The following is a 21,738-nucleotide window of genomic DNA, read 5'->3' on the forward strand; positions in this document are numbered from 1 at the left end:
CTCGGTGGCCGATTCGAACCGATGTATGAATGAGAAGTCCGTCGTGGTGGTCATGTAAACCTCGTTGGGGCCGGATCGGCCCCGTGTTTAGGGGGCGGCCGCGTCCCGGAGATGCGGGACGCGGCTCGTTGCGGCGGGTCAGGCGACCTTCGGCAGCACGGCCTCGATGTCCTTGCGCCGTGGTTCGTACTGCGGCGGCAGCTTCAGGGCTTGGCCGAGGGTCGCAACCGGCTCGTCGACCGCGAAGCCCGGGTCATCGGTCGCGATCTCGAACAGCACCCCGCCCGGCTCGCGGAAATAGACCGATCGGAAGTATTTGCGGTCCTTCTGTTCGGTCGTGCGGATGCCATGGTTCTCGGCCAGCTTGCGCATCATCGCGAACTCCGCCTCATCGTCGGCCGCCCGGAAGGCGATGTGGTGCACCGAGCCGGCACCCGAGCGCCCGCGCGGGAAGCCGCCGACCTCGCGCAGATCGACAACGCCGCCGACCGCGGTGTCGCCGGCCCTGTAACGCACGACGGAGCCCTCCCGGCCGATCTCCGCAAACCCGAACACGTCGCTCAGGATCGCCCCGGTCGGGGCCGCCTCTCGGAACAGCAGGCTGACGCTGTGGAAGCCGCGGATCGCGTGCTCGACCGGAACGTTGCCATCGCTCCAGGCAGGCTCGTTCTCGACTCCGGAGACGGCGACGAGCGCGAGCCGCATGCCATTGGGATCCTTGAACGCGAGGGCCGTCTCGCCGAACCGCTTCTGCGGTGCCTCGTGCGGCACGCCCTGCTCAATTAAGCGATGCGTCCAGTAGCCCACCGATCCCTCGGGGATACGAAACGTTGTCTCCTGCGTCTCGCCCACGCCAAGCTGTCCTCGCGTGGCGTGCTCCCAGGGAAAGAAGGTCAGGATCGTGCCGGGGCGGCCAGCCTCGTCGCCGTAGTAGAAGTGGTAGGTGCTGGGATCGTCGAAGTTCACCGTCTTCTTGACGAGCCGGAGCCCGAGCACACGGGTGTAGAAGTCGAGATTGCGGCGCGCGGGACCCGCAATTGCCGTAACGTGGTGAATGCCGTTCTGGGCCATGGAAGCCTCCTCGAGCGGGGCATCGGCGCCCCTGGGTTGAGGCTGAGATAAGGGGGACAGGGGCGATCTGCGATTGCGCTGATGCAATATAAATTCGGCAATGCAGGCAGTTGAATTGCATTGCCGAAAGGATCAGGTTCCTGGCCACACGGACCGCAGTGGTCCCAGGAGACACATCCATGATCGACAACCGCCTTGCGCCCTATGGTGCCTTTGCCCTCCGTGCCGCCCTCGGCATCATGTTCATCGCCCACGCCTACCTGAAGATCGCGATCTTCACGGTTCCGGGCTTCGAGGCCTTTCTCGGCCAAGTCGGCCTGCCGGCCTTTCTCGCTTGGCCCATCATCCTGGCTGAGCTGATCGGCGGCATCGCCATCCTGTCGGGCTTCCACGGCCGCTTGGTCTCGCTCGCGCTGGTGCCACTTCTGATCGGCACGATCCCTGTTCACGCCGCCAACGGCTGGCTCTGGAACGCCCCGAACGGTGGCTGGGAATATCCTGCGTTCCTCGTCGTGGTGGCCGTGGCCCATGTCCTGATCGGCGATGGCGCCTTTGCAGTGCGGCCTGCCTCCTTGCCGGGCCTGTCGTCCGGCCGTCCCGAGCCGCAGGCCGCGTAACCACACAGGACGCGCTCACGCTCTCCGGCAGCGCACGATGCGCTGCCGGGCCCCACCGTCGAGGGAGACCGGGATGGCAGATCCGTACAAGAACGTCGCCTGGGACGACTTCCGGTTGATCAAGGCCATCGCCGATGCGCGCGCCCTGCCGGCCGCCGCGGCTCTGCTTGGGGTGAACCATTCGACGGTGTTCCGCCGCCTCGGCCAGATTGAGGAGGTGCTCGGCACCACGCTCTTCGAGCGCCATCGCACCGGCTACACTCCGACTCCCGCAGGCGAGGAGATGGTCTCGCTGGCGCAGCAGATCGACGATAACATCACATCGTTCACCCGCAGGATCGCCGGGCAGGAGATCGCGCCGGCGGGCGAACTGCGGGTCACGACCAATGATTCCCTGCTGATCCACCTGCTCACGCCACTGTTCGTGCGGTTCCGCGAGCAGTGCCGGGATGTGCGCCTCGATATCGTGCTCGCGAACCAGGCACTGAACCTGTCGAAGCGCGATGCGGATGTCGCGATCCGCGCCACCGATGATCCGCCGGAGAACCTCGTGGGACGTCGCGTCGCCAGGATCGCATGGGCGCTCTACGGCCGCCGCTCCGCGTTTCCGGAACCCGAAGCGGTGAATCCCGACGATCTCTTCCATCGCGACTGGGTCTCGCTGGGCGACAATCTCGCGACCCTTAAGACGGTGAAGTTCGTGCACGAGCACGTACCGCCGGAGCGTATCGCCTACAAGGTGAACGGGGTCCTCGGGTTGGCCGAGGCCGTCGAGGCAGGCCTCGGTATAGGCCATCTCCCCTGCTTCATCGGCGACACCCGGCCCGGCCTGGTGCGCCTTGCCCCTCCGGTGCCGGAATTCGCGGCGGACCTCTGGCTCCTCACCCATCCCGACCTGCGCCACTCTGCGCGCGTGCGGGTCTTCCTCGACTTCCTGGCCGCGGAGATCGCCAGGCAACGCACGTTCATCGAGGGGCAGGCGCAATGAATTTTCGCCCGCACCCTGTCTTGATGGGCATGCGTCGGTTCATTGGCAGCAGGGCATACGCCAATCCAACGCATGCCTCGGGCGGCGGCCAATACAGGCACCACTTCCCGTGATCCGGTGGGATCGAGCGGACGCAAGCAATAATTCAGGGTCTGAGACAATGACGTGGGTTGAGGCGCTCGGCTGGCTTGGCGCCGCTCTGGCGATAGTGGGCAGCGCGATGAAGACGATCCTCCCGCTTCGTGTGATCGCCATTACGGCCAACAGCGTCGGGCTGGTCTATTCGATCTGGCTGGGGCTCTGCCCTGGCGTAATCGTCAATATCATCCTGCTCCCCCTGAACACCTTTCGGATGATCCAGATGTTGCGCCTGATCTCCAAGGCCAATCAGGCTGCGAACGGCGATCTCTCGATCGACTGGCTCAAGCCATTCATGAATCGCCGCGAGGTGGCGGCGGGAGAGCTTCTCTTTGCCAAGGACGATACGGCCGACGCCATGTTCTACACCCTGACCGGCCGCTATCGCCTCCACGAATCCGGCATCGAGGTTCCCCCGGGCAGCGTAGTCGGCGAGATGGGTTTCCTGTCGCCGGGCAACCGGCGCACCCAGACGCTGGAGAGCCTCGAGGCCGGCAGCGTGCTGACGGTTTCCTACGAGCAATTGCGTCAGCTCTACTTCGAGAACCCCGAGTTCGGAACCTACTTCCTGCGTCTCACCAGCGAGCGCCTGTTCCAGAACATGGCTGCCATGGAGCGGGAGATCGCCCGTCTGCGCGTGGCTCCAGCAGTGCCGGCTACGCGGGTCGCCTAGTCCCGGGGAGCACAACGCCTGTCCCGCCATGGCTTGGCGTACTTCTCATAGGGCCACCGCAGCGGAGCCGGCCATCGGCGGCGCTCCTCGACGGCAAATGCAGTGCTCGATTGTTTCCGGCAGGGAACGCGGCGTTCCGGACAGGATGGCTGGTGCGACAAGTGAAGGAGCAGAATGCATTGCTCATGAACCTTCCGGCCCTAAGACAAGAGTCGGCGGTGCTTGTGGTTGCCCGGTTCTTAGTCAGTCGAGAATTTGGTTCTACTGCGGCGTCAGGCTGGCATCGCAGCGATGCCAAGCTCTTGTTCCAAGCCGCAGTGCTGGCGTCACGGATCTTAGAGTCTGACTCAAAACTCACCGCCTCTCTGGGCGGTTGGGATTCCAGCGACGTGAGAGGGCTTGGATCGGGCGACTTCGAGCCGGCTCCGCTCTATCAGGTCGGGATTGGATGCCTCCATGCGCCGTTTTCAGTCAGACACTTAGACTTCGTGAGCGGCGCGCCGCAGGCGGCAGTCCTTCCGCATGCGAAGGACACGTTGGAAGTCCTGGTGTGACGATTTCGGCCACGGGAGGCTGACATACTTGACTTGGTCATTGATGCGCGGCCGGCCGATTTGGGCGGCGAGTTCAATGTCGCCCGTGCCCTGCCCTTACGGAAGCGGCGCATGGTCGGGCCGTTCATCTTTCTCAATCACGCCGGCCCAGTGAACCTGCCGCCCGACCAGATCCACAAAGCGGACGTGCGGCCTCACCCGCATATCGGGCTTTCGACGGTCAGTTATCTCTTCTGCGGACAGATCACGCACCGGGACAGTCTCGGGGTCGAGCAGGTCATCCACCCCGGCGAGGTCAACTGGATGACCGCCGGGCGCGGCATCGCCCATTCGGAGCGCTTCGAGGACCCGGCCCAGCTCGCCGGCGGCGCGCTAGAGATGCTCCAGACCTGGGTGGCCCTGCCGGACGCTGACGAGGAGAGCGCCCCCACCTTCGACAATTACCAGCCCGACCAGCTCCCCATCTTCACGGAGGGAGGCTTGTGGATGCGGCTGATCGCCGGTGATGCGTTCGGACTCTCCAACGAGGTCAGGACCCACTCGCCCCTGTTCTACGTGCACGCCGTGCTCCGGCCCGGCGCTACGCTCGGCCTACCGCGCAGCCATGCCGAGCGTGCGGCCTACATCGCCAAGGGCAGGGTCGAGGTCGACGGACACTCGTACGAGGCTGGCCAGATGCTCGTGTTCACGCGCGGGGCCGACCCCGCGCTCGTCGCGCAGGAGGCCTCCACCGTGATGCTCCTCGGCGGCGAGCCTGTCGGGGAGCGCTTCATCTGGTGGAATTTCGTGTCGTCCCGCAAGGAGCGCATCGAGCAGGCGAAGGCCGATTGGAAGGCCGGCCGCATTCCGCTGGCGCCGAATGACAATGCCGAGTTTATCCCGCTTCCGGAGGAACGCAGCAGGGTGCCGGCCGCCGAGCCGTTATCCTGAGGAAGCGCAAGATGGGCCGGAACTGCCGACCAAGAGGTCACACGCGCCGGCGCACTGGTACCGGATCTCGTCGGGCAACTGCTGTGGGAGCCGGACTAGGACGCCCCAGTTCACGGCTGCCCTGCACCTCCTCGCGATTCCTCTGAGCCACTGCCAGAGCCGACGCTGCGCCATTACGACACAAAGCCTCGTGATTCTTGTCACGATGGCTGAGAAAAACCTGTTCTCTTGTAAGGGTTTGATGGTCGGAGCGAGTGGATTTGAACCACCGACCCCTAGTCCCCCAGACTAGTGCGCTAACCGGGCTGCGCTACGCTCCGACTGCGGCCGGGTATAGGGTTTTCCGCTTGGCGATGCAATCGCAACGTGACCCCGGCTCAAGCTTCGCCAGGGCTTCGGAGTGCGGCCAGGACACGCTTGCACTCCTGGAGATCATCAAGGGCGGACCGGAGGCGGGCACGCAGGTCAGGGGCCAGAATCGAGCCGGTTCGCGGCGCAGATTCAGGTTCCGGCTCTAGATCCTCGCCAACCAGCGGCTCTTCTCTGTCTCGCTCGGGCCTATGCCCGGCCTCCTCGACGCGCTGCTCGCCCCGACCGACGGCCTGCACGAAGCGGGTCCCCTCCCCGCGCAGGATCCGCTGGACTCCCTTGATGGTATAGCCCTCGTCATAGAGGAGCCGCCGGATGCCTTTCAGCAGATCGACGTCGTCCGGCCGGTAGTAGCGTCGGCCGCCGCCGCGCTTGAGCGGACGGATCTGGTTGAAGCGGGTTTCCCAGAAGCGCAGTACGTGCTGCGGCAGGTCGAGTTCCTCGGCGACCTCGCTGATCGTGCGAAACGCGTCCGGAGCCTTGTCCATCAGCCCGACCGCACCAGCCCCCGGATCAATCTTCCGCATCCGTGCTGTTGAGCCCGTTGATCCGCGCCTTCAGCACATTCGACGGTTTGAACACCATCACGCGGCGCGGATCGATCGGCACTTCGATGCCCGTCTTGGGATTGCGGCCGATCCGCTGCCCTTTGTCGCGCACGATGAACGACCCGAACGACGACAGCTTCACGGTTTCACCGGTCGCGAGGCAATCGCAGATTTCTCCGAGCACTGCCTCGACCAAGCTGGCGGACTCCGTGCGGGAGAGGCCGACGCGTTGATAAACGGCCTCGCTCAGATCAGCTCTCGTAACGGTTCTACCTGCCATTCACGCCCCCCAGCGTCTCACAAAGTCTCAACGCAGACGCCCGATGCAAGCGGAACGCTATTGAGCCAACGGGATATGGTCAACGGGTTGCGGCGAGACTCTTCCAGGTGATGCAATCGGGAGACGGTTTCGATCACCATCGCAGAAGGGCGCTCCCCCAGGTGAAACCTCCGCCGATCGCCTCGATCATCACGAGATCGCCCTGCTTGATGCGGCCATCGGCCTGGGCTGTCGCGAGTGCGAGTGGAATCGAGGCGGCCGATGTGTTGCCATGCCGGTCAACAGTGATCACGACTTTCTCGAGCGGAATGCCAAGCTTCTCCGCACTGGCCGTGATGATGCGCTTGTTCGCCTGGTGAGGCACGAACCAATCGAGATCTTCGACGGTGGTGCCGGTGGCCGCGAAGGCAGCCTCGACCACATCGGCGACCATCCCGACCGCGAACCGGAAGACCTCCCGCCCCTCCATCTTGAGAACGCCGGTCGTCCGCGTGGAGCCAGGCCCCCCATCGACATACAGCTTGTCCCGGTAGCGGCCGTCCGAGCGGAGCTGCGTGCTGAGGACCCCACGGTCCTCCGATGTGCCGGCCCCGGATCCCGCCTCGAGCACGATGGCGCCGGCGCCATCCCCGAAAAGCACGCACGTGGTGCGGTCATTCCAATCCAGGATTCGAGAGAAGGTCTCAGCGCCGATCACGAGGGCGCGCCGATGAGAGCCCGAGCGCAGGAAATTGTCCGCCGTGGCGACTCCGTAGACGAAACCGGTGCAGACGGCCTGCAGATCGAAGGCGGCCCCGTGCGTCATTCCGAGACCGGTCTGGATCAGGGTCGCGGTCGATGGAAAGGTATAGTCCGGCGTGGAGGTCGCGCAGACCACGAGGTCGATGTCCTTTGCCGTCAGCCCGGCATTGGCGAGGGCCGCCTCGGCAGCCTTGATGCCGAGGATGGAGGTCGTCTCGTGCTCGGCTGCGATATGCCGCTGCTCGATCCCTGTGCGCTGCACGATCCACTCGTGCGAAGTGTCGACTCTCCGGGCGAGTTCATGGTTGGTGACGGCGCGTTCCGGAAGAAACGCGCCGCAACCGCGGATGATGGAGCGGATATTCGTCAATGATGGGCTCTTTTCAGGCGGACGCCTGATCGGCCGGGCTCTGCTCGAGCATATCCCGGATCGTCCGCATCAGGTCGTAGTGCGCCATGTCGTAGGCGATGTCTATGGCGCTGGCGAATCCCAGCGCATCGGTTCCGCCGTGGCTCTTGATCACGATGCCGTCCAGGCCGAGGAACACTCCGCCATTGACCTTGCGGGGATCCATTTTGTCCCGGAGGGAATCGAAGGCCTGCCGCGCCAGCAGATAGCCGATTCGGGCCATCCACGTGCGGCTCATGGCGGCGCGCAGGTATTCCGCGATCTGCTTGGCGGTTCCCTCGGCCGTCTTCAGCGCGATGTTCCCGGTAAAGCCTTCGGTGACCACGACGTCCACGGTCCCGCGGCCGAGGTCGTCCCCTTCGACGAAGCCTCGATATTCGAGATACTCGAATTCGCTCTCGCGCAGGATGCGCGCGGCTTCCTTGACGGTCTCGATGCCCTTGATCTCCTCGGTGCCGACATTCAGAAGGCCGACTGTCGGACGTTTGATGTCGAAGACGATCCGGGCCATCGCAGCGCCCATGATTGCCATATCGACGAGATGCTCCGCATCCGCACCGATCGTGGCGCCCACATCCAGCACGATGCTCTCGCCGCGGAGCGTGGGCCACATCGCAGCGATGGCCGGTCTCTCCACATGCGCCATCATCTTCAGGCAGATTTTCGACATGGCCATGAGCGCGCCGGTATTTCCGGCGGAAACCGCAGCATCTGCCTCCCCGTCGCGAACCGCCTGTACGGCCCGCCACATGGACGACTTGCCGCGGCCGAGGCGGACGGCCTGAGCCGGCTTCTCATCCATCGCGATTGCGAGTTCCGCGTGCCGGATCTCCGTCACGGCCTGCAGAGCTGGATGGTCCTTGAGAATGGGCTCGATCGCCGCTCGATCACCGAACATCAGGAAGCGGAGCTGTGGATGTCGCTCGAGCGCGAGCGCGGCACCCGGAACAACGACTGACACGCCATGATCGCCGCCCATCGCGTCGAGCGAAATCCGCACTGGCTTCGACATGGGGCGAACGACTTCCCGGGCCTCAGAGCCGTCTCCGCCCACGGGGAACCAGCTCGCAATGGTATGAGTTGCGCATTCTCGATGGCGGGCTCGCCCCACCTAGCATGACAATGCTCGAGAGCGCGGCGAAAAATAGCGCTTTGCGGCCACGTCGCAACCGGTTTCTCCAACGCACCAGCGGCCAGGCATCGACCCGACTGCCTACCCATCCTTCCTCAATCGACCAAGGGCGGCAAAGGGCGAATCCGCCTCGTCCCCATCGTTCTCGTATTTGAAATCGACCCCCGGCTTGCGCGGATACGGATCGAGGCCAAGCGCAAGAAACTCGGCGGTCAGAGCGCCGAGATCGATGCGCCCGTCCAGGATCTCGTCCGGCGGGTCATAGTCCGGATGGTCCACCGGAGGCTCCGCAGGAATGTGCCGCGGCTCGGCAAAATCGACCATGACCTCCTCATCGAGACTGGTCTCGAACGGGTCGAGGGTCACGACACAGGTCTGAGTGATCCTTGCGCGAACCCGCCCCTCGACGTGGACACCCCGCGCGGAGCCGGTCACCTTGTACTCGCCGATGAGATCATGAATGGCCGGCAGCTTGAAATCTGTCGCGAGGGCGTCGCACTCCTCCTGCGTGGCGCGCACCTCGAAGCGCACTCCCGTGGCGGGGAGATTCGAGACGTCGAGCGGGCGCGATAGCGGGCCGACCGCTTCGGGTGTCATGGGTGTCGTCATGGCATCTCCTCCGGCGTCTTCGGGTGCGGAAAAACTGGTCCGCGCTCCAGGAGAGCGGTCAGGTCGAGCTGCGCGAGCTCCCGCTCGGCTGCCATGGAATAACGCGCAAGGTCGTGGGCCGGCGCCTCGTCGCCTCTCACATTTCGGCCGAGCGCGCCGGCAAGGGACGCTTCATCCCCTCCATCGAGAGCGGCGCCATATGCCTTGACGCGGCCGAAGAACGATTCGGCGAGCCGCTTCATGCGCTTCGGCACCGCCATGTCACCGACTCCCATCTCGCGCAACGAGGCGTCGAGGTCCCGGAAGAAGGCGTCCGTGAGATCCCCCGCTACATCCGGGGCCGGCGGCGGCAATGCCTGGAGCCTGCGCACGGTGAGAATGATATGAAGCGAAAGAGCTTCGAATCGGCCTTCGATCGTGTCGGGCACGCCAAGGGAGGTATACAGGGCAGCCGCGCGAGCTGCCGTCGCAACCTGCTCGTAAAGGGTCGCGATGACCCGGCGTTGTCGATTCTTGCGGAAATAGCCGAAGATCATGGTACCCTTCAGGCTTGGCCGCGCCTTGTCAAAGCCATGGCCTCGCGTTACGCCATCGCCCTCCCGCGGCGCAAGCATCACAGCCGCTCCTCGAGAAGTCGAATCATGCGTCGGCCGTCTTCCCTCGCTCGTCTTGCTGTCCTTGCCATCGTCTCAGTGCCCCTTGCGGCCTGCGTCGGGGGCGAAGAGTTCCATCGCGGTTACGTCACCGACGAACGCGCGGTCAACCAGGTCACGAAAGGAATGAGCGCAGACAAGGTCCTGGAGACGCTGGGGACTCCCTCGACGGTTTCGACCGTCGGGAACCGCAAATGGTACTATATCAGCCAGATTTCCCGGCGGCCGGTCCAGTTCATGCGGGAGCAGGTCATCGATCAGCGGGTGACGGCTGTCTACTTCGACAAGAATCTCCGCGTCGAACGTGTGGCCCTCTATGGTCTGCAGGACGGCAAGGTGTTCGACTTCATCTCCCGCTCGACCCCGACCGGCGGAGAGGACCAGAGCTTCCTCGGCCAGATCTTCAAGGGCACGACGACGCTGAATCCGTTCGGCGCATAGCCGCCCCGACTCCTTCTTATCCAACGAAAAGCCCCGCGGCGCACCGCGGGGCTTTTCGTATTTGCATTTGTCTTCCCTGCACGTCGAAGCAGTACCGGGTCGAATGTTCCGTGTGACGGAAGGTCAGGGTGCGCGGCAGGAATGCGCACCCTTCCGTGAGCAGCGGCTCGCTCAGCTGTGCGCGAGAATAGCCAGCAGGAGAAGGGCGATGATGTTGGTGATCTTGATCGCGGGATTCACGGCCGGACCGGCCGTATCCTTGTAGGGATCACCGACGGTGTCGCCCGTGACGGATGCCTTGTGAGCCTCCGAGCCCTTCTGATGAGTCGTGCCGCTTGCATCCGTGAAGCCATCCTCGAACGACTTCTTGGCGTTGTCCCACGCGCCGCCGCCGGACGTCATCGAAATGGCGACGAACAGGCCGGTGACGATCACGCCGAGCAGCATCGCGCCGACGGCGGAGAAGGCCTGCGACTTGCCGGCGATCGCATAGACCACGAAGTAGATCACGATCGGCGCCAGGACCGGCAGCAGCGATGGAACGATCATCTCCTTGATCGCAGCGCGGGTCAGCATGTCAACCGCCGCTCCGTAGTCGGGACGATCGGTGCCCTGCATGATTCCGGGCTTTGCCCTGAACTGGCGACGGACCTCTTCGACCACGGCGCCACCCGCACGGCCCACGGCTGTCATCGCCATGCCTCCAAAGAGGAATGGGATGAGGCCACCGAGCAGCAATCCGATCACCACGTACGGGTTTGCCAGCGAGAAGTTCGGCTGGACGCCCTGGAAATACGGGTACTGCGCGGCGTTCTCGGTGAAGTAGTTCAGGTCGGAGGTATAGGCCGCGAACAGCACGAGAGCGCCCAGTCCGGCCGAGCCGATCGCGTAGCCCTTCGTGACGGCCTTGGTCGTGTTGCCGACCGCGTCGAGAGCATCGGTCGATCTGCGAACGTCCTTCGGCAGGCCGGCCATCTCGGCGATGCCGCCGGCATTGTCCGTGACAGGGCCGAATGCGTCGAGCGCCACGATCATGCCGGCAAGCGCGAGCATCGCAGTGACTGCGATCGCAATGCCGAAGAGACCGGCGAGCCCGTAGGCCACCACAATGCCGGCGACGATCACGATCGTCGGCAATGCCGTGGACTCGAGCGACACGGCAAGTCCCTGGATCACGTTCGTGCCATGCCCCGTCACCGATGCCTGGGCAATCGACCGCACCGGCCGGAAACCGACACCCGTGTAGTACTCGGTAATCACGACGATGAATGCCGTAACGAGAAGCCCCACGACGGCGCACCAGAACAGCGACCCTGAGCTGAACACGGCGCCAGCGTTCGTCCTGAACTCGGTCGAGAACCCGCCGAACATCAGGAGGTTCACGATCGCGATGGCGATGATGGACAGCACTCCCGTCGCGATCAGGCCCTTGTAGAGGGCGCCCATGATGGACTGGTTCTGACCGAGCTTCACGAAGAAGGTGCCCGCGATCGAGGTCGCAATGCAGGCTGCGCCGATGGCGAGCGGATAGAGCAGAATCGTGTCGAGGATCGGCTGCCCGGCGAAGAAGATCGCGGCAAGGACCATCGTGGCGACGACCGTCACCGCGTAAGTCTCGAACAGGTCCGCGGCCATGCCTGCGCAGTCGCCGACGTTATCGCCGACGTTGTCGGCAATCGTCGCCGGATTGCGCGGATCGTCCTCAGGAATGCCGGCTTCCACCTTGCCGACGAGATCGCCGCCGACGTCCGCACCCTTCGTGAAGATGCCGCCGCCGAGACGAGCGAAGATCGAGATCAGGGAGGCTCCAAACCCGAGGGCGACGATCGCGTCGATGACCGTCCGGCTTGCGGGCTCGAACCCGAGCATGCGCGTCAGCACGCCGTAATAGATCGCGACGCCGAGCAGCGCGAGGCCAGCCACGAGCATCCCCGTGACGGCGCCGGATTTGAACGCCACGTCGAGCCCGCCGCTGAGCGATCTTGTCGCGGCCTGCGCGGTGCGCACGTTCGCGCGGACTGAGACGTTCATTCCGATGAAGCCCGCTGCGCCCGAAAGCACCGCGCCCACGAGGAAGCCGACACCCACCCAGATGCCGAGCAGATAGCTCAGGATGAGGAACAGCACGACACCGACGACGGCGATCGTCATGTATTGACGGCGCAGATACGCCTGGGCGCCTTCGGCGATCGCTCCTGCGATCTCCTGCATGCGCTGCGTTCCCGCATCGCGCTTCATGACGTCATTGATGGCCCATATGCCATAGACGACCGATAACAACCCGCCCAGAATGATCAGGAGAAGTGTCATGAACCTGTCCTTGTGCCGGCGGGTGTTCTATCGGAGGCAGCCGTAGACCACGTTGATGTCGGTCAAAGCCGCCTCTCACCCCCCTTGAGATGGCCTTCACTGCCAAAAATCTTGAGGAATCGCAAACACGACTTCGGTCGAACCCACAAGGGAGTATCAGGATTGGCATTCCCGTGGCTTTCCGGAGGAGGAGCCTACGCACGGCTCAAGCGTACGGACCGCGACCGGAACCGCGATTGCCAGTAGAGCAGTATGAGCGCACCCGCGACCGGCGGAAAGACGAGCCAGTTCAAGAGTTCCCACCCGCTCGCGGCCATCAGCTTGCCCGACGTGAAGGATGCGATTGCAACCGACCCGAACACGCAGAAATCGTTGAGGGCCTGGACGCGTGTCCTCTCCTCGGGTCGGTAGCATTCCGTCACGAGGCTCGTCGATCCTATGAAGGCAAAGTTCCATCCGACTCCGAGCAGGATGAGACCGCTCCAGAAGTGGGCCACGCTGATCCCCGCGAGCCCCGTGACGGCCGCGAGTGCGATCAGGATGAGACCGGAGGCCGTGATCGTCTCCTTCCCGAAGCGGCTGATAAGGGAGCCGGTCACGAAACTCGGGCCGTACATGGCAAGGATGTGCCACTGGATTCCGAGCGCTGCCGTTCCCACCGAATGCCCGCACCCCACCATGGCGATCGGCGTTGCGGTCATGAGGAAGCTCATCAGGCCATAGGAGACGATGCCGGTGGCGATCGCCATCAACAGCCGGGGCTGGCGCGCAAGCTCCCCAAGCGGGCGTCCGCTCGCCGATGCCACCGGAGCAGGCTTGGTCGACCGGAGCTGTGACAGAATGGCCATCGAGGCGAGCGCGAGAGCACCCTGTCCCAGGAAGGCGCCGGCGAAAGGCACGTCGAGGAGATCGCGCGTCCAGATCACCAGTTGCGGGCCGATGATGCCCGCTGCGAGACCACCAGCCATGACCCACGAGATGGCCCGTGGGCGGAATTCTTCCGAAGCCATGTCGGTCGCTGCGAACCGATAGCTCTGGACGAAAGAGCCGTAGATTCCGGCAAGGAAGGTTCCGGCACAGAAGAGGGCAAAGGCGGACCAGGCCGTGCCGAGAGCGGCGACGCACCCGGCCAGGACCCCGAAGGACGCACCGACGAAATAGCCGCTTCGGCGGCCGAGCCGCCGCATCAGCATCGCCGCAGGAACGGTGCCGAACGCAAGACCGAGTTGCAGGATGCTCACTGGCAAGGTCGCGAGCGCCTTGTCGGTTGCGATCGCCTGCCCGACAAGGCCTCCGAGCGAGATCACGATGGCAGGACTTGCTCCGCCAAGCGCCTGCGCGCAGGCAAGGACTCTGGCATTACGCCGTGCCGTCACATCGTCGATGGGGGACAAGGCGGCGCCTCAGAAATGAGAGAAAGAGCCTACACCGTAGCGTCGCTCCTCCCCGGCCTGACGGAACACGGGAGGGCTCGGATCGTCGGTCACGGTCCCGATCACGGAGACTGGTACACCGGCACGATCGGATGATCGGAGAAATGATGCCAACTCCTCCTCGGCGACGGTACAGAGAACCTCGTAATCATCTCCGCCGGTGAGAATCGCGTCGAACAGACTCGGTTCATGGGCGAGTGCCGCCCGAGCGGCCGGCGAGAGCGGTACCGAATCCGTCTCGATAACGGCTCCGAGGCCAGCCGTGCCGACGAGCTTCGCCAGATCTCCGGCGAGTCCATCCGATACATCCATTGCGGCGTGGGCGTGGTCCCGCAAGCTCGCGGCAACGGCATTCCGGGGCTGCGGATGGAGATAGCGATCCTCCAGGAAATGCCCGGACTCGGCCGAGAGCGTGGAACTCCAATCCGGATTGCTGCGAAGCGCAAGCCCCAATGCTGCGTCCCCGATCGTCCCTGTCACACAAATTCGGTCGCCCGGCCGAGCCGTCGTACGGCGAACCATCCGCCCCTTCGGGACCTCTCCGATGGCAGTGATGGAGATCGTCAACCCGCTCGCTGCCCTCACGGTATCGCCGCCGAGCAAGGGACAGCGGGCTGTCTGGGCGACTGCGCCAAGATTTGAGGCAAAAGCCGCAAGCCACTCCTCAGTCCAGTTCGAGGGAAGAGCGAGCGCCAGAAGAAAACCGACCGGATCCGCGCCCTTGGCGGCCAGGTCGGAGAGGTTCACTCCAAGAGACTTCGCGGCAATCGATCCGGCCGGGTCGTCGGGGAAGAAATGAACCCCGGCCACGAGAGCATCCGCGGTGAGCACGAGGTCGTAGCCGGGGCGCGGGCTGATCAGCGCAGCATCGTCCTTCAGGCTCAATCCGCCCTCGCCGGCAACGGGCGCGAAATAGCGGGCGATGAGATCGTGCTCGGAGGGGCGGGTCATTGCGGGCTCAGGTCCGCTCGAGCGCAACGGCCGTTAGCCGCCGCGTCGCGGTCTCCCGGAGCCTGCGGCTTTCTCGAGCTCGCCTGGCCGCACTTCCCGGGCGACGGTATCAAGGACGGCGTTCACGAGTCCCGGCTCGTCCTCGCCGTAGAACCCGTGCGCCACGTCGACATATTCCGAGATCACGACGCGCGCCGGGACGTCCTTGCGATACATCAGCTCGAAGGCGCCGGCCCGCAATATGGCCCGCAGCACCGCTTCGACGCGCTTCAGGGGCCAGCCCTTCGCTAGAGCGCCGTCGATCTTCACGTCGATCGGGCGCTGGTTCTCGACGACACCGGACAGAATGCTGCGAAAGAATACGCGATCCGACGGCTGCGCCTCCACGCCATCGACCTCGCGACCGATCCAGAATGCCTCGAACTCGGCGAGCGCATCGATGACCCCCTTCCCCGACACGTCCATCTGATACAGCGCCTGAACCGCGGCAAGACGCGCTGCGGACCGCTCCGCGGCCATGGTCATATCAGGCCTCCTCGATGCTTCGGCGAATCCGCAGAACCGTCAGGGCCGCCTCAGCCGCCCCGCCGCCCTTGTTGAGCTCGCTCATCTTCGCGCGAGCCCACGCCTGCGCCTCGTTTTCCACCGTGATGATTCCGTTGCCGAGGGGAATGGCACGCGACACCGAAATATCCATCAGCGCACGCGCACTCTCTCCGGCGACTATATCGTAATGACCCGTCTCGCCGCGTATGACGCAGCCGAGCGCAACGACAGCGTCGTATGGCCGCCCCTTGGCTTTCGCCGCCTCGAGAGCGATCACGACAGTTGCCGGGATCTCGAGTGCGCCATCGACCGTGAATACATCGGCCTCGGCCTGCGCAGCCTTGCAGGCCGCCATCGCCCCGGCCAGGAGCTCGTCGGCAAGCTCTGCGTAGAATCGCGCCTCGACGATGAGCACCCTTGCGCCAGGAGTGGGAGGTGCGGCGCGGGCGGTACGGGCGTGCGGGACGACCATTCTGATGATCCGACGTTGTGCTTGGGGGCCGGACGGGAATGCGGGACCGGATCCCGCGGCAACAGGCGAAGGGTCCCTACCCTCCCCCGCCCGCCTCGGCAAGACGCGCCGCGTAGCGCGCCATCAGATCCACCTCCAGGTTCAGGAGGTCGCCCGGGCGCCGCTCACCCCAGGTCGTGACATTCAGCGTGTGGGGAATGAGCAGCACGGAGAAGGTCCGACCCTCGACGCTGTTCACGGTCAGCGAGGTCCCGTCGAGACAGACCGACCCTTTCTCGGCAATGAAGCGGGCGAGCTTAGCCGGAGCCTCGATGACGAACCGCGCCGTCGCCCCCCAGGGATCGTCCGAGCCCGTGATGGCCTCCCGCGCGAGGATCTGCGCCGTCCCGTCGACATGCCCAGTGACGAGATGCCCTCCGAGTTCATCCCCGATCCTGAGCGAGCGCTCGAGATTGACCCGGGTGCCGACTCGCCAGCTATCGACGGCCGTCCGGGCAAGCGTCTCGGCCGCTGCATCGACCTCGAACCAGCATCCGTTTCCTTCCGGACCGCGGGCGACGACCGTCAGACAAGGCCCCCCGCAGGCGATCGACGCACCGAGATCGATCGTCGAGGCATCGTAGTCGGCGGCAATGCGGATCCGACGGAGCGGACCTTCACCCGAGATGGCGTCGATGTGTCCGACGGCAGTGACGATTCCGGTGAACATCATCCCCTCTCGTAGATCTCGATGCGATCACCGCCAGCCTGTTCCGGCAGGAGCGGAACCATGCGCGCAAGGGCTGCAGCCAGACCCAGGCGAACCCCCCGGACGTCCCCATCGGCATCATGATCGCTGGTGATCAGCACGCATTCATCGACGAGATCCGCCACGGCGAGCGCCTCGGCAAGCGACGGCCCTCCCTCGCAGAACACCCTCGTGAGCCCACGCCGCGACAGGCTCGCCATGGCGTCCGCGAGGTCCAGTTGGCCATCGGAACCGCACCGTGCCCGAATCACGGTCACACCCAGGTCCGACAGGCGGCGTGCCGCCTCGTCCGGAGCTTCAGCAGAGGTGACGATCCAGGTTGGAACTGCGTCTGCCGAGGCGACGAGGCGACAGGTCGTGGGTGTTCGCAGGTGGCTGTCGAAGACGACGCGTACGGGCTGGTGCACGAGGCCGGGCAGCCGGACCGTCAGGAGCGGATCGTCTGCCAGAACGGTTCCGACTCCGACCAGAATCGCGTCCGCGTGGCTCCGCATGAGGTGCACGCGCCGGTTTGCGCTCTCACCCGTGATCAGAAGCCTCGGGCCCGCGCTTCGCCCCGAAATGCCCGCGCGCGTCTGCGCAAGCTTCAGAGTCACAGCCGGACGACCCCGCGTCACTCTCGTGATATGCCCGCGATGCACACGCCGGGCTTCCGAGCTCAGCACGTCGGTGACGACGTCGATGCCTCGTGCACGGAGGAGATCGTGACCGCGACCTCTCACCCGAGGGTCAGGATCCTCCAGGGCCGTCACGACGCGATTCACGCCGGCGGCCAGAATGGCGTCGACGCAAGGCGGCGTCCGCCCGTGGTGCGAGCACGGCTCGAGCGACACGTAAAGCGTCCCACCCCGTGCAGCCGCTCCCGCCTGTTCCAGCGCGATCCGCTCCGCATGCGGACGCCCGCCAGGCTGGGTGATGCCTTGCGTCAGAATGATCGGACCAGCGCCGTCCTCCCTGACCACTACGGCCCCGACGGACGGATTCGGCCAAGTATGCCCCAAATGCCGCGCGCCCAGATTCATGGCGAGCCGCATGAATCTCGCATCGTGGGCAGAAGCCTGCGACGCCGGCAGGTTCGGCTGCGCGAGAGCCGTCATGGTATGCCGGATTCTTCGGTCGCGCCGTCGGCTCCGGTCTCCGCATCAGGGCTCGAAAGCCGTTCGAGAATTTCCTCGAAGTCCTTGGCTTCCCGGAAGTTCTTGTAGACGGACGCGAACCTCACATAGGCGACGTCATCGAGCCCTTTCAGCCCCTCCATGACGAGCTCGCCCACGGTCTCGCTCGAGATCTCGTTTTCACCGAGAGCCTCGAGTTGGCGCACGATGCCGTTGATCATGCGCTCCACTCGTTCGGGATCGACGGGGCGCTTCCGCAGCGCGATTTCGACGGACCTCTGGAGTTTGTCTCGATCGAACGGAACACGGCGACCGGAGCGTTTCAGGACCGTCAGTTCGCGCAGCTGGACCCGTTCGAAGGTCGTGAACCGGCCTCCGCAATCGGAGCAAATCCGCCGCCGGCGGATCGCCGAGGCGTCATCGGTCGGGCGGGAATCCTTGACCTGCGTATCCAGGCTCCCGCAATAGGGGCAGCGCATGGTCTCCGGCCGCCCTCACTCGTAGATCGGGAAGCGCCGCGTCAGCTCCTGGGCATGCTGCCGGACGGAATTCTCGACGGCTGCGTTGCCGCTTTCACCGCTTTGCGCAAGCCCCTCGAGAGTCGCGATGATCAACTCGCCCACATGCCGGAATTCCGCAGCGCCGAATCCTCGCGTCGTGCAAGCCGGCGTGCCGAGCCGAATCCCTGAGGTCACCATTGGCTTCTCGGGATCGAAGGGCACCCCATTCTTGTTGCAGGTGATGTGCGCCCTGCCGAGTGCCGCCTCGGCCGCCTTGCCGGTCAGTTTCTTGGGCCGAAGGTCGACCAGCATCAGGTGATTGTCGGTTCCGCCGGCAACGATGGCGTATCCGGCCGAGATCATCGTGTCCGCAAGCGCCCGGGCGTTCTCGACGACGGCGTGGGCGTAGAGCTTGAATTCCGGCCGGAGAGCCTCTCCGAAGGCCACCGCCTTGGCGGCGATCACGTGCATGAGCGGCCCGCCCTGCAGCCCGGGGAAGATCGCGGAGTTGACCTTCTTGGCGATGTCTTCGTCGTTCGTGAGGATCATGCCGCCACGCGGGCCGCGGAGCGTCTTGTGCGTCGTCGTCGTGACCACATGCGCATGCGGGAACGGAGACGGGTGGGCTCCGCCCGCCACGAGCCCTGCGAAATGGGCCATGTCGACCATGAAGAAGGCGCCGACCTCGTCGGCGATCTCGCGGAACCGGGCGAAATCCCAGAAGCGGGAATAGGCGCTTCCGCCCGCCACGATCACCTTCGGCTTGTTCTCCCGCGCGAGCCTCGCGACCTCGTCCATGTCGATGAGCTGGTCGTCCGGACGAACCTTGTAGCTCACGACGTTGAACCACTTCCCGGACATGTTCACGGGCGAGCCGTGAGTAAGGTGGCCGCCACAGGCGAGGTCGAGGCCCATGAAGGTGTCGCCCGGCTTCATCAGTGCCATGAACACGGCCTGGTTTGCCTGGCTGCCTGAATTCGGCTGCACATTGGCGAAGCGGCAATCGAAGAGGCGGCAGGCCCGCTCGATGGCAAGGTCCTCCGCGATGTCCACGAACTGGCAGCCGCCGTAATACCGCCGGCGGGGATATCCCTCGGCGTATTTGTTCGTCATCACTGAGCCCTGCGCCTCGAGCACGGCCCGCGAGACGATGTTTTCAGAGGCGATGAGCTCGATCTCGTCACGCTGACGGGCGAGTTCCCGTGTGATGGCGCTCGCAATCTCCGGGTCCGCTTCCGACAGGGACGCCGAAAAGAAACTGTTCGACCGGTGGTGTGCCGCCTCGCTCGCGCTCATTGGATTTCCTCGGTGATCGGACGCCCCCGGACCGGCGGGCGGGGCAGCGGCTCCGGCCGCGCCCTCTCGTCCCGCGCGTCTAGCATGCGGCCGCCGCGGACGCCAAGGATTCAAAGTCGCGCAGAAAGGGGCGGAAATCCGCCCCTACTCAGTTCGCGAGAAACATTTCTTCGTCCGGCGCGGCGGGCTCTCGGCTCGCGACGGGAATGGACGATCCGAAACCGTCCCGGTTGTAGATGTCGTCGCGGAACTGGATCAGGCCGTCCGGCGTCGCCCAGGCCGTGATGTAGGTCCAGTAGACGGGAACCGGCTGCGCAAGGCGCGCATCGATCCGATCGCCCGACCGGAAGACGGCATCGATTTGATCGCGGGTCCAGCCGGGGGTGTCCTTGAGGAGCCACTGGATGTAGTCGCGCACGTTCTGAACGCGGACGCATCCCGAGGACACGAACCGGAAATCGTCGCCGAAGATGCCCTTGGACGGCGTGTCGTGCATATAGACGCCGTGCGGGTTCGGGATGTTGATGCGGACGAAGCCCATCGAATTGACCTCGCCGCCAGGATCCTGCCGGAACATGTAGCGGGTCGCTTCATCCGAGAACCAATTGACCCGCCGGGGATCGATCTCCTCTCCACGACCGCTGAAGATCCGGATGCGATTCTCCGTCAGGTAGCTCGGCTCCTTCTGCATCTTGGGGATCAGATCCTTGCGGATGATCGAAGCCGGGACCGTCCAGAACGGGTTGAAGTTCACCTCGGTGATCTTGGCGTTCATCACCGGCGACTGGCGGTCGATCTTTCCGACACCGGCTGCATGGCGCGTATGAACGGTTCCGTTCTCGACGGTCTCCACGAGAGCGGCGGGAATATTCATGATCACGTAGCGTGAGCCGAGATTGCCCGAATAGGCGCGGAGACGGACCACGTTGAGCTCGAGCTGACGCAGCCGGATATCTGCCGGGACATTCATGGCTGCCAGAGTGATCGCGTTCATGGCGCCGGTGGCGTTGATCCCGTGGCGAGCCTGGAAGCGACGGACCGCTGCCTCGACATACGAATCATAAACCGGCGAGGCCTCGAGGGCTGGATCGATGTCACCCGAGCTGACGAGGCGCTGCCGGAGCGCGACGACCTCCGGGCTCTGGACGTTCAAGCGAAGGCGCTCGCTGACACGGAGCGGCATCCAGCCCCCGCGCGCGACGATACCGCGATAGCGCTCGATCGTCTGCTCGGTTGCATCGAGGGTCTGCGGAGAGAGGATCGGCGTCGTCGAGCGCGGGATCCGCATGCGGGACGCGGCTTCGTAGTTCTGCCGCCACTCGGCCTGCTGGCCCGCTGCGAATTGCTGTGCAATCGCAGAAGCGGGTGTCAGGGCGATGGCGACAGTACCGGTCAGGAAGGAACGACGGGACTGCATCGGGCGCGTTCTCTCGGATTCTGGGCAGGACCGACAGGGGTGAGGGGGCATCTCGCAGAATGCGCGACGCCTGCCCCTTGACTGCCGGGATTGGCTTAACGAACGGTTCCCAGAACGTTGAACATCGGGGCCAGAATATGGCGATCACCCGATCGTGCACGATCCAATCTTGGCCGACCAGCGCCCGAGTGTGCGGCGTGTCCCAGATCGGGCCCCTGGCTGAGCTGTCAGAGCCGGTAGCGGATGTGATCCGTCCAGAAGCGCTCGAGGCGCACGAGTGACTGATTCATCCTCTCGAAATCCGTCTGCGAGATGCCGCCGATCGGCTCGATTGTCCGTGAATGCTTATCGTAGAGCGCCTTGATGGCGTCGTGGATGTCCCGCCCTTTCTCCGTGAGGCTGATCCGCACCGAGCGCCGGTCCACACGGGACCGCGCATGGTGCAGATACCCCATCTCGACGAGCTTCTTCACGTTGTAGGAGACGTTGGAGCCAAGATAGTAGCCTCGGGTCCGCAACTCGCTCGCGGTGAGCTCCTTGTCGCCGATGTTGTAAAGGAGCAGGGCCTGGACGCTGTTCACGTCGCTTCGGCCGCGCCGCTCGAATTCGTCCTTGATCACGTCGAGAAGGCGACGGTGGAGCCGCTCGACGAGGTGCAGAGCCTCGAGATAGCGGCTCTTGACTCCCTCACCTGCCGGGACCGCGTCCTCCTGCAATTCCGCTTTGAATGCCGTCTTCATTGCAATGCCTCATTGCCTCTCTGTCATCGAACGGCCGGTTTGCCCGGCTCATCTCTG

At 64.7% G+C, this 21,738-nt stretch carries 24 protein-coding genes and 1 tRNA gene; 6 read left to right on the top strand and 19 right to left on the bottom strand.

Features of this window, described 5'->3' with window-relative positions; translation table 11 throughout:
- Window positions 1-138 precede the first annotated feature (138 nt).
- Complete coding sequence (locus BN1233_RS19435) at window positions 139-1,071, bottom strand: ring-cleaving dioxygenase (RefSeq protein WP_046865251.1); 933 nt, start codon at window positions 1,069-1,071, stop codon at window positions 139-141.
- Window positions 1,072-1,250: 179 nt separating this feature from the next.
- Between BN1233_RS19435 and BN1233_RS19440 the strand changes: the two genes are divergently transcribed.
- From BN1233_RS19440 to BN1233_RS19460, 5 genes are all read left to right on the top strand, one after another.
- Entirely contained in the window at window positions 1,251-1,688 is a 438-nt protein-coding gene (locus BN1233_RS19440) for a DoxX family protein (RefSeq protein ID WP_046865252.1), read from the top strand.
- Between the two features lie 73 nt (window positions 1,689-1,761).
- Window positions 1,762-2,676 carry a LysR family transcriptional regulator gene (locus BN1233_RS19445; protein WP_046865253.1) on the top strand — a complete coding sequence of 305 codons (915 nt, stop codon included), beginning with the start codon at window positions 1,762-1,764 and terminating at the stop codon, window positions 2,674-2,676.
- A 160-nt stretch (window positions 2,677-2,836) separates the two neighbouring features.
- On the top strand, window positions 2,837-3,487 hold the full coding sequence (locus BN1233_RS19450; protein WP_046865254.1) for a Crp/Fnr family transcriptional regulator: 651 nt from the start codon (window positions 2,837-2,839) through the stop codon (window positions 3,485-3,487).
- A gap of 161 nt (window positions 3,488-3,648) precedes the next feature.
- Window positions 3,649-4,041 (top strand): hypothetical protein, encoded by a 393-nt coding sequence (locus tag BN1233_RS19455; RefSeq protein WP_147707390.1) that lies wholly within the window; start codon window positions 3,649-3,651, stop codon window positions 4,039-4,041.
- 24 nt (window positions 4,042-4,065) lie between these two features.
- Entirely contained in the window at window positions 4,066-4,971 is a 906-nt protein-coding gene (locus BN1233_RS19460; RefSeq protein WP_046865256.1) for a pirin family protein, read from the top strand.
- Between the two features lie 242 nt (window positions 4,972-5,213).
- Here BN1233_RS19460 and BN1233_RS19465 read toward each other — a convergent pair.
- The 7 genes from BN1233_RS19465 to BN1233_RS19495 form a co-directional block, all read right to left on the bottom strand.
- Window positions 5,214-5,291, bottom strand: a tRNA-Pro gene (locus BN1233_RS19465).
- A gap of 57 nt (window positions 5,292-5,348) precedes the next feature.
- Window positions 5,349-5,828, bottom strand: a complete 480-nt coding sequence (locus BN1233_RS19470) for a MerR family transcriptional regulator (protein WP_046865474.1) — start codon at window positions 5,826-5,828, stop codon at window positions 5,349-5,351.
- Between the two features lie 25 nt (window positions 5,829-5,853).
- Entirely contained in the window at window positions 5,854-6,168 is a 315-nt protein-coding gene (locus BN1233_RS19475) for an integration host factor subunit alpha (protein ID WP_046865257.1), read from the bottom strand.
- A 133-nt stretch (window positions 6,169-6,301) separates the two neighbouring features.
- Window positions 6,302-7,279, bottom strand: a complete 978-nt coding sequence (locus BN1233_RS19480) for a beta-ketoacyl-ACP synthase III (RefSeq protein WP_046865258.1) — start codon at window positions 7,277-7,279, stop codon at window positions 6,302-6,304.
- Between the two features lie 13 nt (window positions 7,280-7,292).
- Window positions 7,293-8,330, bottom strand: a complete 1,038-nt coding sequence (gene plsX, locus BN1233_RS19485; RefSeq protein WP_046865259.1) for a phosphate acyltransferase PlsX — start codon at window positions 8,328-8,330, stop codon at window positions 7,293-7,295.
- 201 nt (window positions 8,331-8,531) lie between these two features.
- A complete protein-coding gene (locus BN1233_RS19490) occupies window positions 8,532-9,059 on the bottom strand; it encodes a YceD family protein (protein WP_342341656.1) in 528 nt (175 codons plus the stop codon).
- On the bottom strand, window positions 9,056-9,595 hold the full coding sequence (locus tag BN1233_RS19495; protein ID WP_046865476.1) for a ubiquinol-cytochrome C chaperone family protein: 540 nt from the start codon (window positions 9,593-9,595) through the stop codon (window positions 9,056-9,058). Before BN1233_RS19495 ends, BN1233_RS19490 begins: the two co-directional genes overlap by 4 nt.
- Window positions 9,596-9,700: 105 nt before the next feature.
- Between BN1233_RS19495 and BN1233_RS19500 the strand changes: the two genes are divergently transcribed.
- Entirely contained in the window at window positions 9,701-10,153 is a 453-nt protein-coding gene (locus BN1233_RS19500; RefSeq protein WP_046865260.1) for an outer membrane protein assembly factor BamE, read from the top strand.
- Between the two features lie 171 nt (window positions 10,154-10,324).
- On the opposite strand, the gene BN1233_RS19505 is transcribed toward BN1233_RS19500, so the two are convergent.
- The 11 genes from BN1233_RS19505 to ldtR all read right to left on the bottom strand — a co-directional run bounded on the left by BN1233_RS19505 (window position 10,325) and on the right by ldtR (window position 21,681).
- Window positions 10,325-12,463, bottom strand: a complete 2,139-nt coding sequence (locus BN1233_RS19505; protein WP_046865261.1) for a sodium-translocating pyrophosphatase — start codon at window positions 12,461-12,463, stop codon at window positions 10,325-10,327.
- A gap of 194 nt (window positions 12,464-12,657) precedes the next feature.
- Entirely contained in the window at window positions 12,658-13,857 is a 1,200-nt protein-coding gene (locus tag BN1233_RS19510; RefSeq protein WP_147707391.1) for an MFS transporter, read from the bottom strand.
- A 9-nt stretch (window positions 13,858-13,866) separates the two neighbouring features.
- Window positions 13,867-14,847 (bottom strand): thiamine-phosphate kinase, encoded by a 981-nt coding sequence (gene thiL / locus BN1233_RS19515; protein ID WP_046865262.1) that lies wholly within the window; start codon window positions 14,845-14,847, stop codon window positions 13,867-13,869.
- A gap of 33 nt (window positions 14,848-14,880) precedes the next feature.
- The gene (nusB, locus tag BN1233_RS19520; protein WP_046865263.1) at window positions 14,881-15,372 is read right to left on the bottom strand and encodes a transcription antitermination factor NusB; all 492 of its coding nucleotides are present in this window, start codon (window positions 15,370-15,372) and stop codon (window positions 14,881-14,883) included.
- Between the two features lies 1 nt (window position 15,373).
- Entirely contained in the window at window positions 15,374-15,865 is a 492-nt protein-coding gene (ribH, locus tag BN1233_RS19525; RefSeq protein WP_046865264.1) for a 6,7-dimethyl-8-ribityllumazine synthase, read from the bottom strand.
- Window positions 15,866-15,941: 76 nt separating this feature from the next.
- Window positions 15,942-16,574: a riboflavin synthase gene (locus BN1233_RS19530; protein ID WP_046865265.1), complete on the bottom strand. Its 633-nt coding sequence runs from the start codon at window positions 16,572-16,574 to the stop codon at window positions 15,942-15,944.
- On the bottom strand, window positions 16,574-17,710 hold the full coding sequence (gene ribD / locus BN1233_RS19535; protein WP_046865266.1) for a bifunctional diaminohydroxyphosphoribosylaminopyrimidine deaminase/5-amino-6-(5-phosphoribosylamino)uracil reductase RibD: 1,137 nt from the start codon (window positions 17,708-17,710) through the stop codon (window positions 16,574-16,576). The genes BN1233_RS19530 and ribD overlap by 1 nt, the downstream gene beginning before the upstream one ends.
- Entirely contained in the window at window positions 17,707-18,207 is a 501-nt protein-coding gene (gene nrdR / locus BN1233_RS19540) for a transcriptional regulator NrdR (RefSeq protein ID WP_046865267.1), read from the bottom strand. The genes ribD and nrdR overlap by 4 nt, the downstream gene beginning before the upstream one ends.
- A 15-nt stretch (window positions 18,208-18,222) precedes the next feature.
- Window positions 18,223-19,524: a serine hydroxymethyltransferase gene (gene glyA / locus BN1233_RS19545; protein ID WP_046865268.1), complete on the bottom strand. Its 1,302-nt coding sequence runs from the start codon at window positions 19,522-19,524 to the stop codon at window positions 18,223-18,225.
- A 148-nt stretch (window positions 19,525-19,672) separates the two neighbouring features.
- Entirely contained in the window at window positions 19,673-20,941 is a 1,269-nt protein-coding gene (locus BN1233_RS19550) for a L,D-transpeptidase family protein (RefSeq protein ID WP_046865269.1), read from the bottom strand.
- Between the two features lie 227 nt (window positions 20,942-21,168).
- Window positions 21,169-21,681, bottom strand: coding sequence for a transcriptional regulator LdtR (gene ldtR, locus BN1233_RS19555; RefSeq protein ID WP_046865270.1), 513 nt, complete (start codon window positions 21,679-21,681; stop codon window positions 21,169-21,171).
- Window positions 21,682-21,738 lie beyond the last annotated feature (57 nt).

The sequence above is a fragment of the Microvirga massiliensis genome, assembly GCF_001006805.1.
In the GTDB taxonomy this organism is placed as follows: domain Bacteria; phylum Pseudomonadota; class Alphaproteobacteria; order Rhizobiales; family Beijerinckiaceae; genus Microvirga; species Microvirga massiliensis.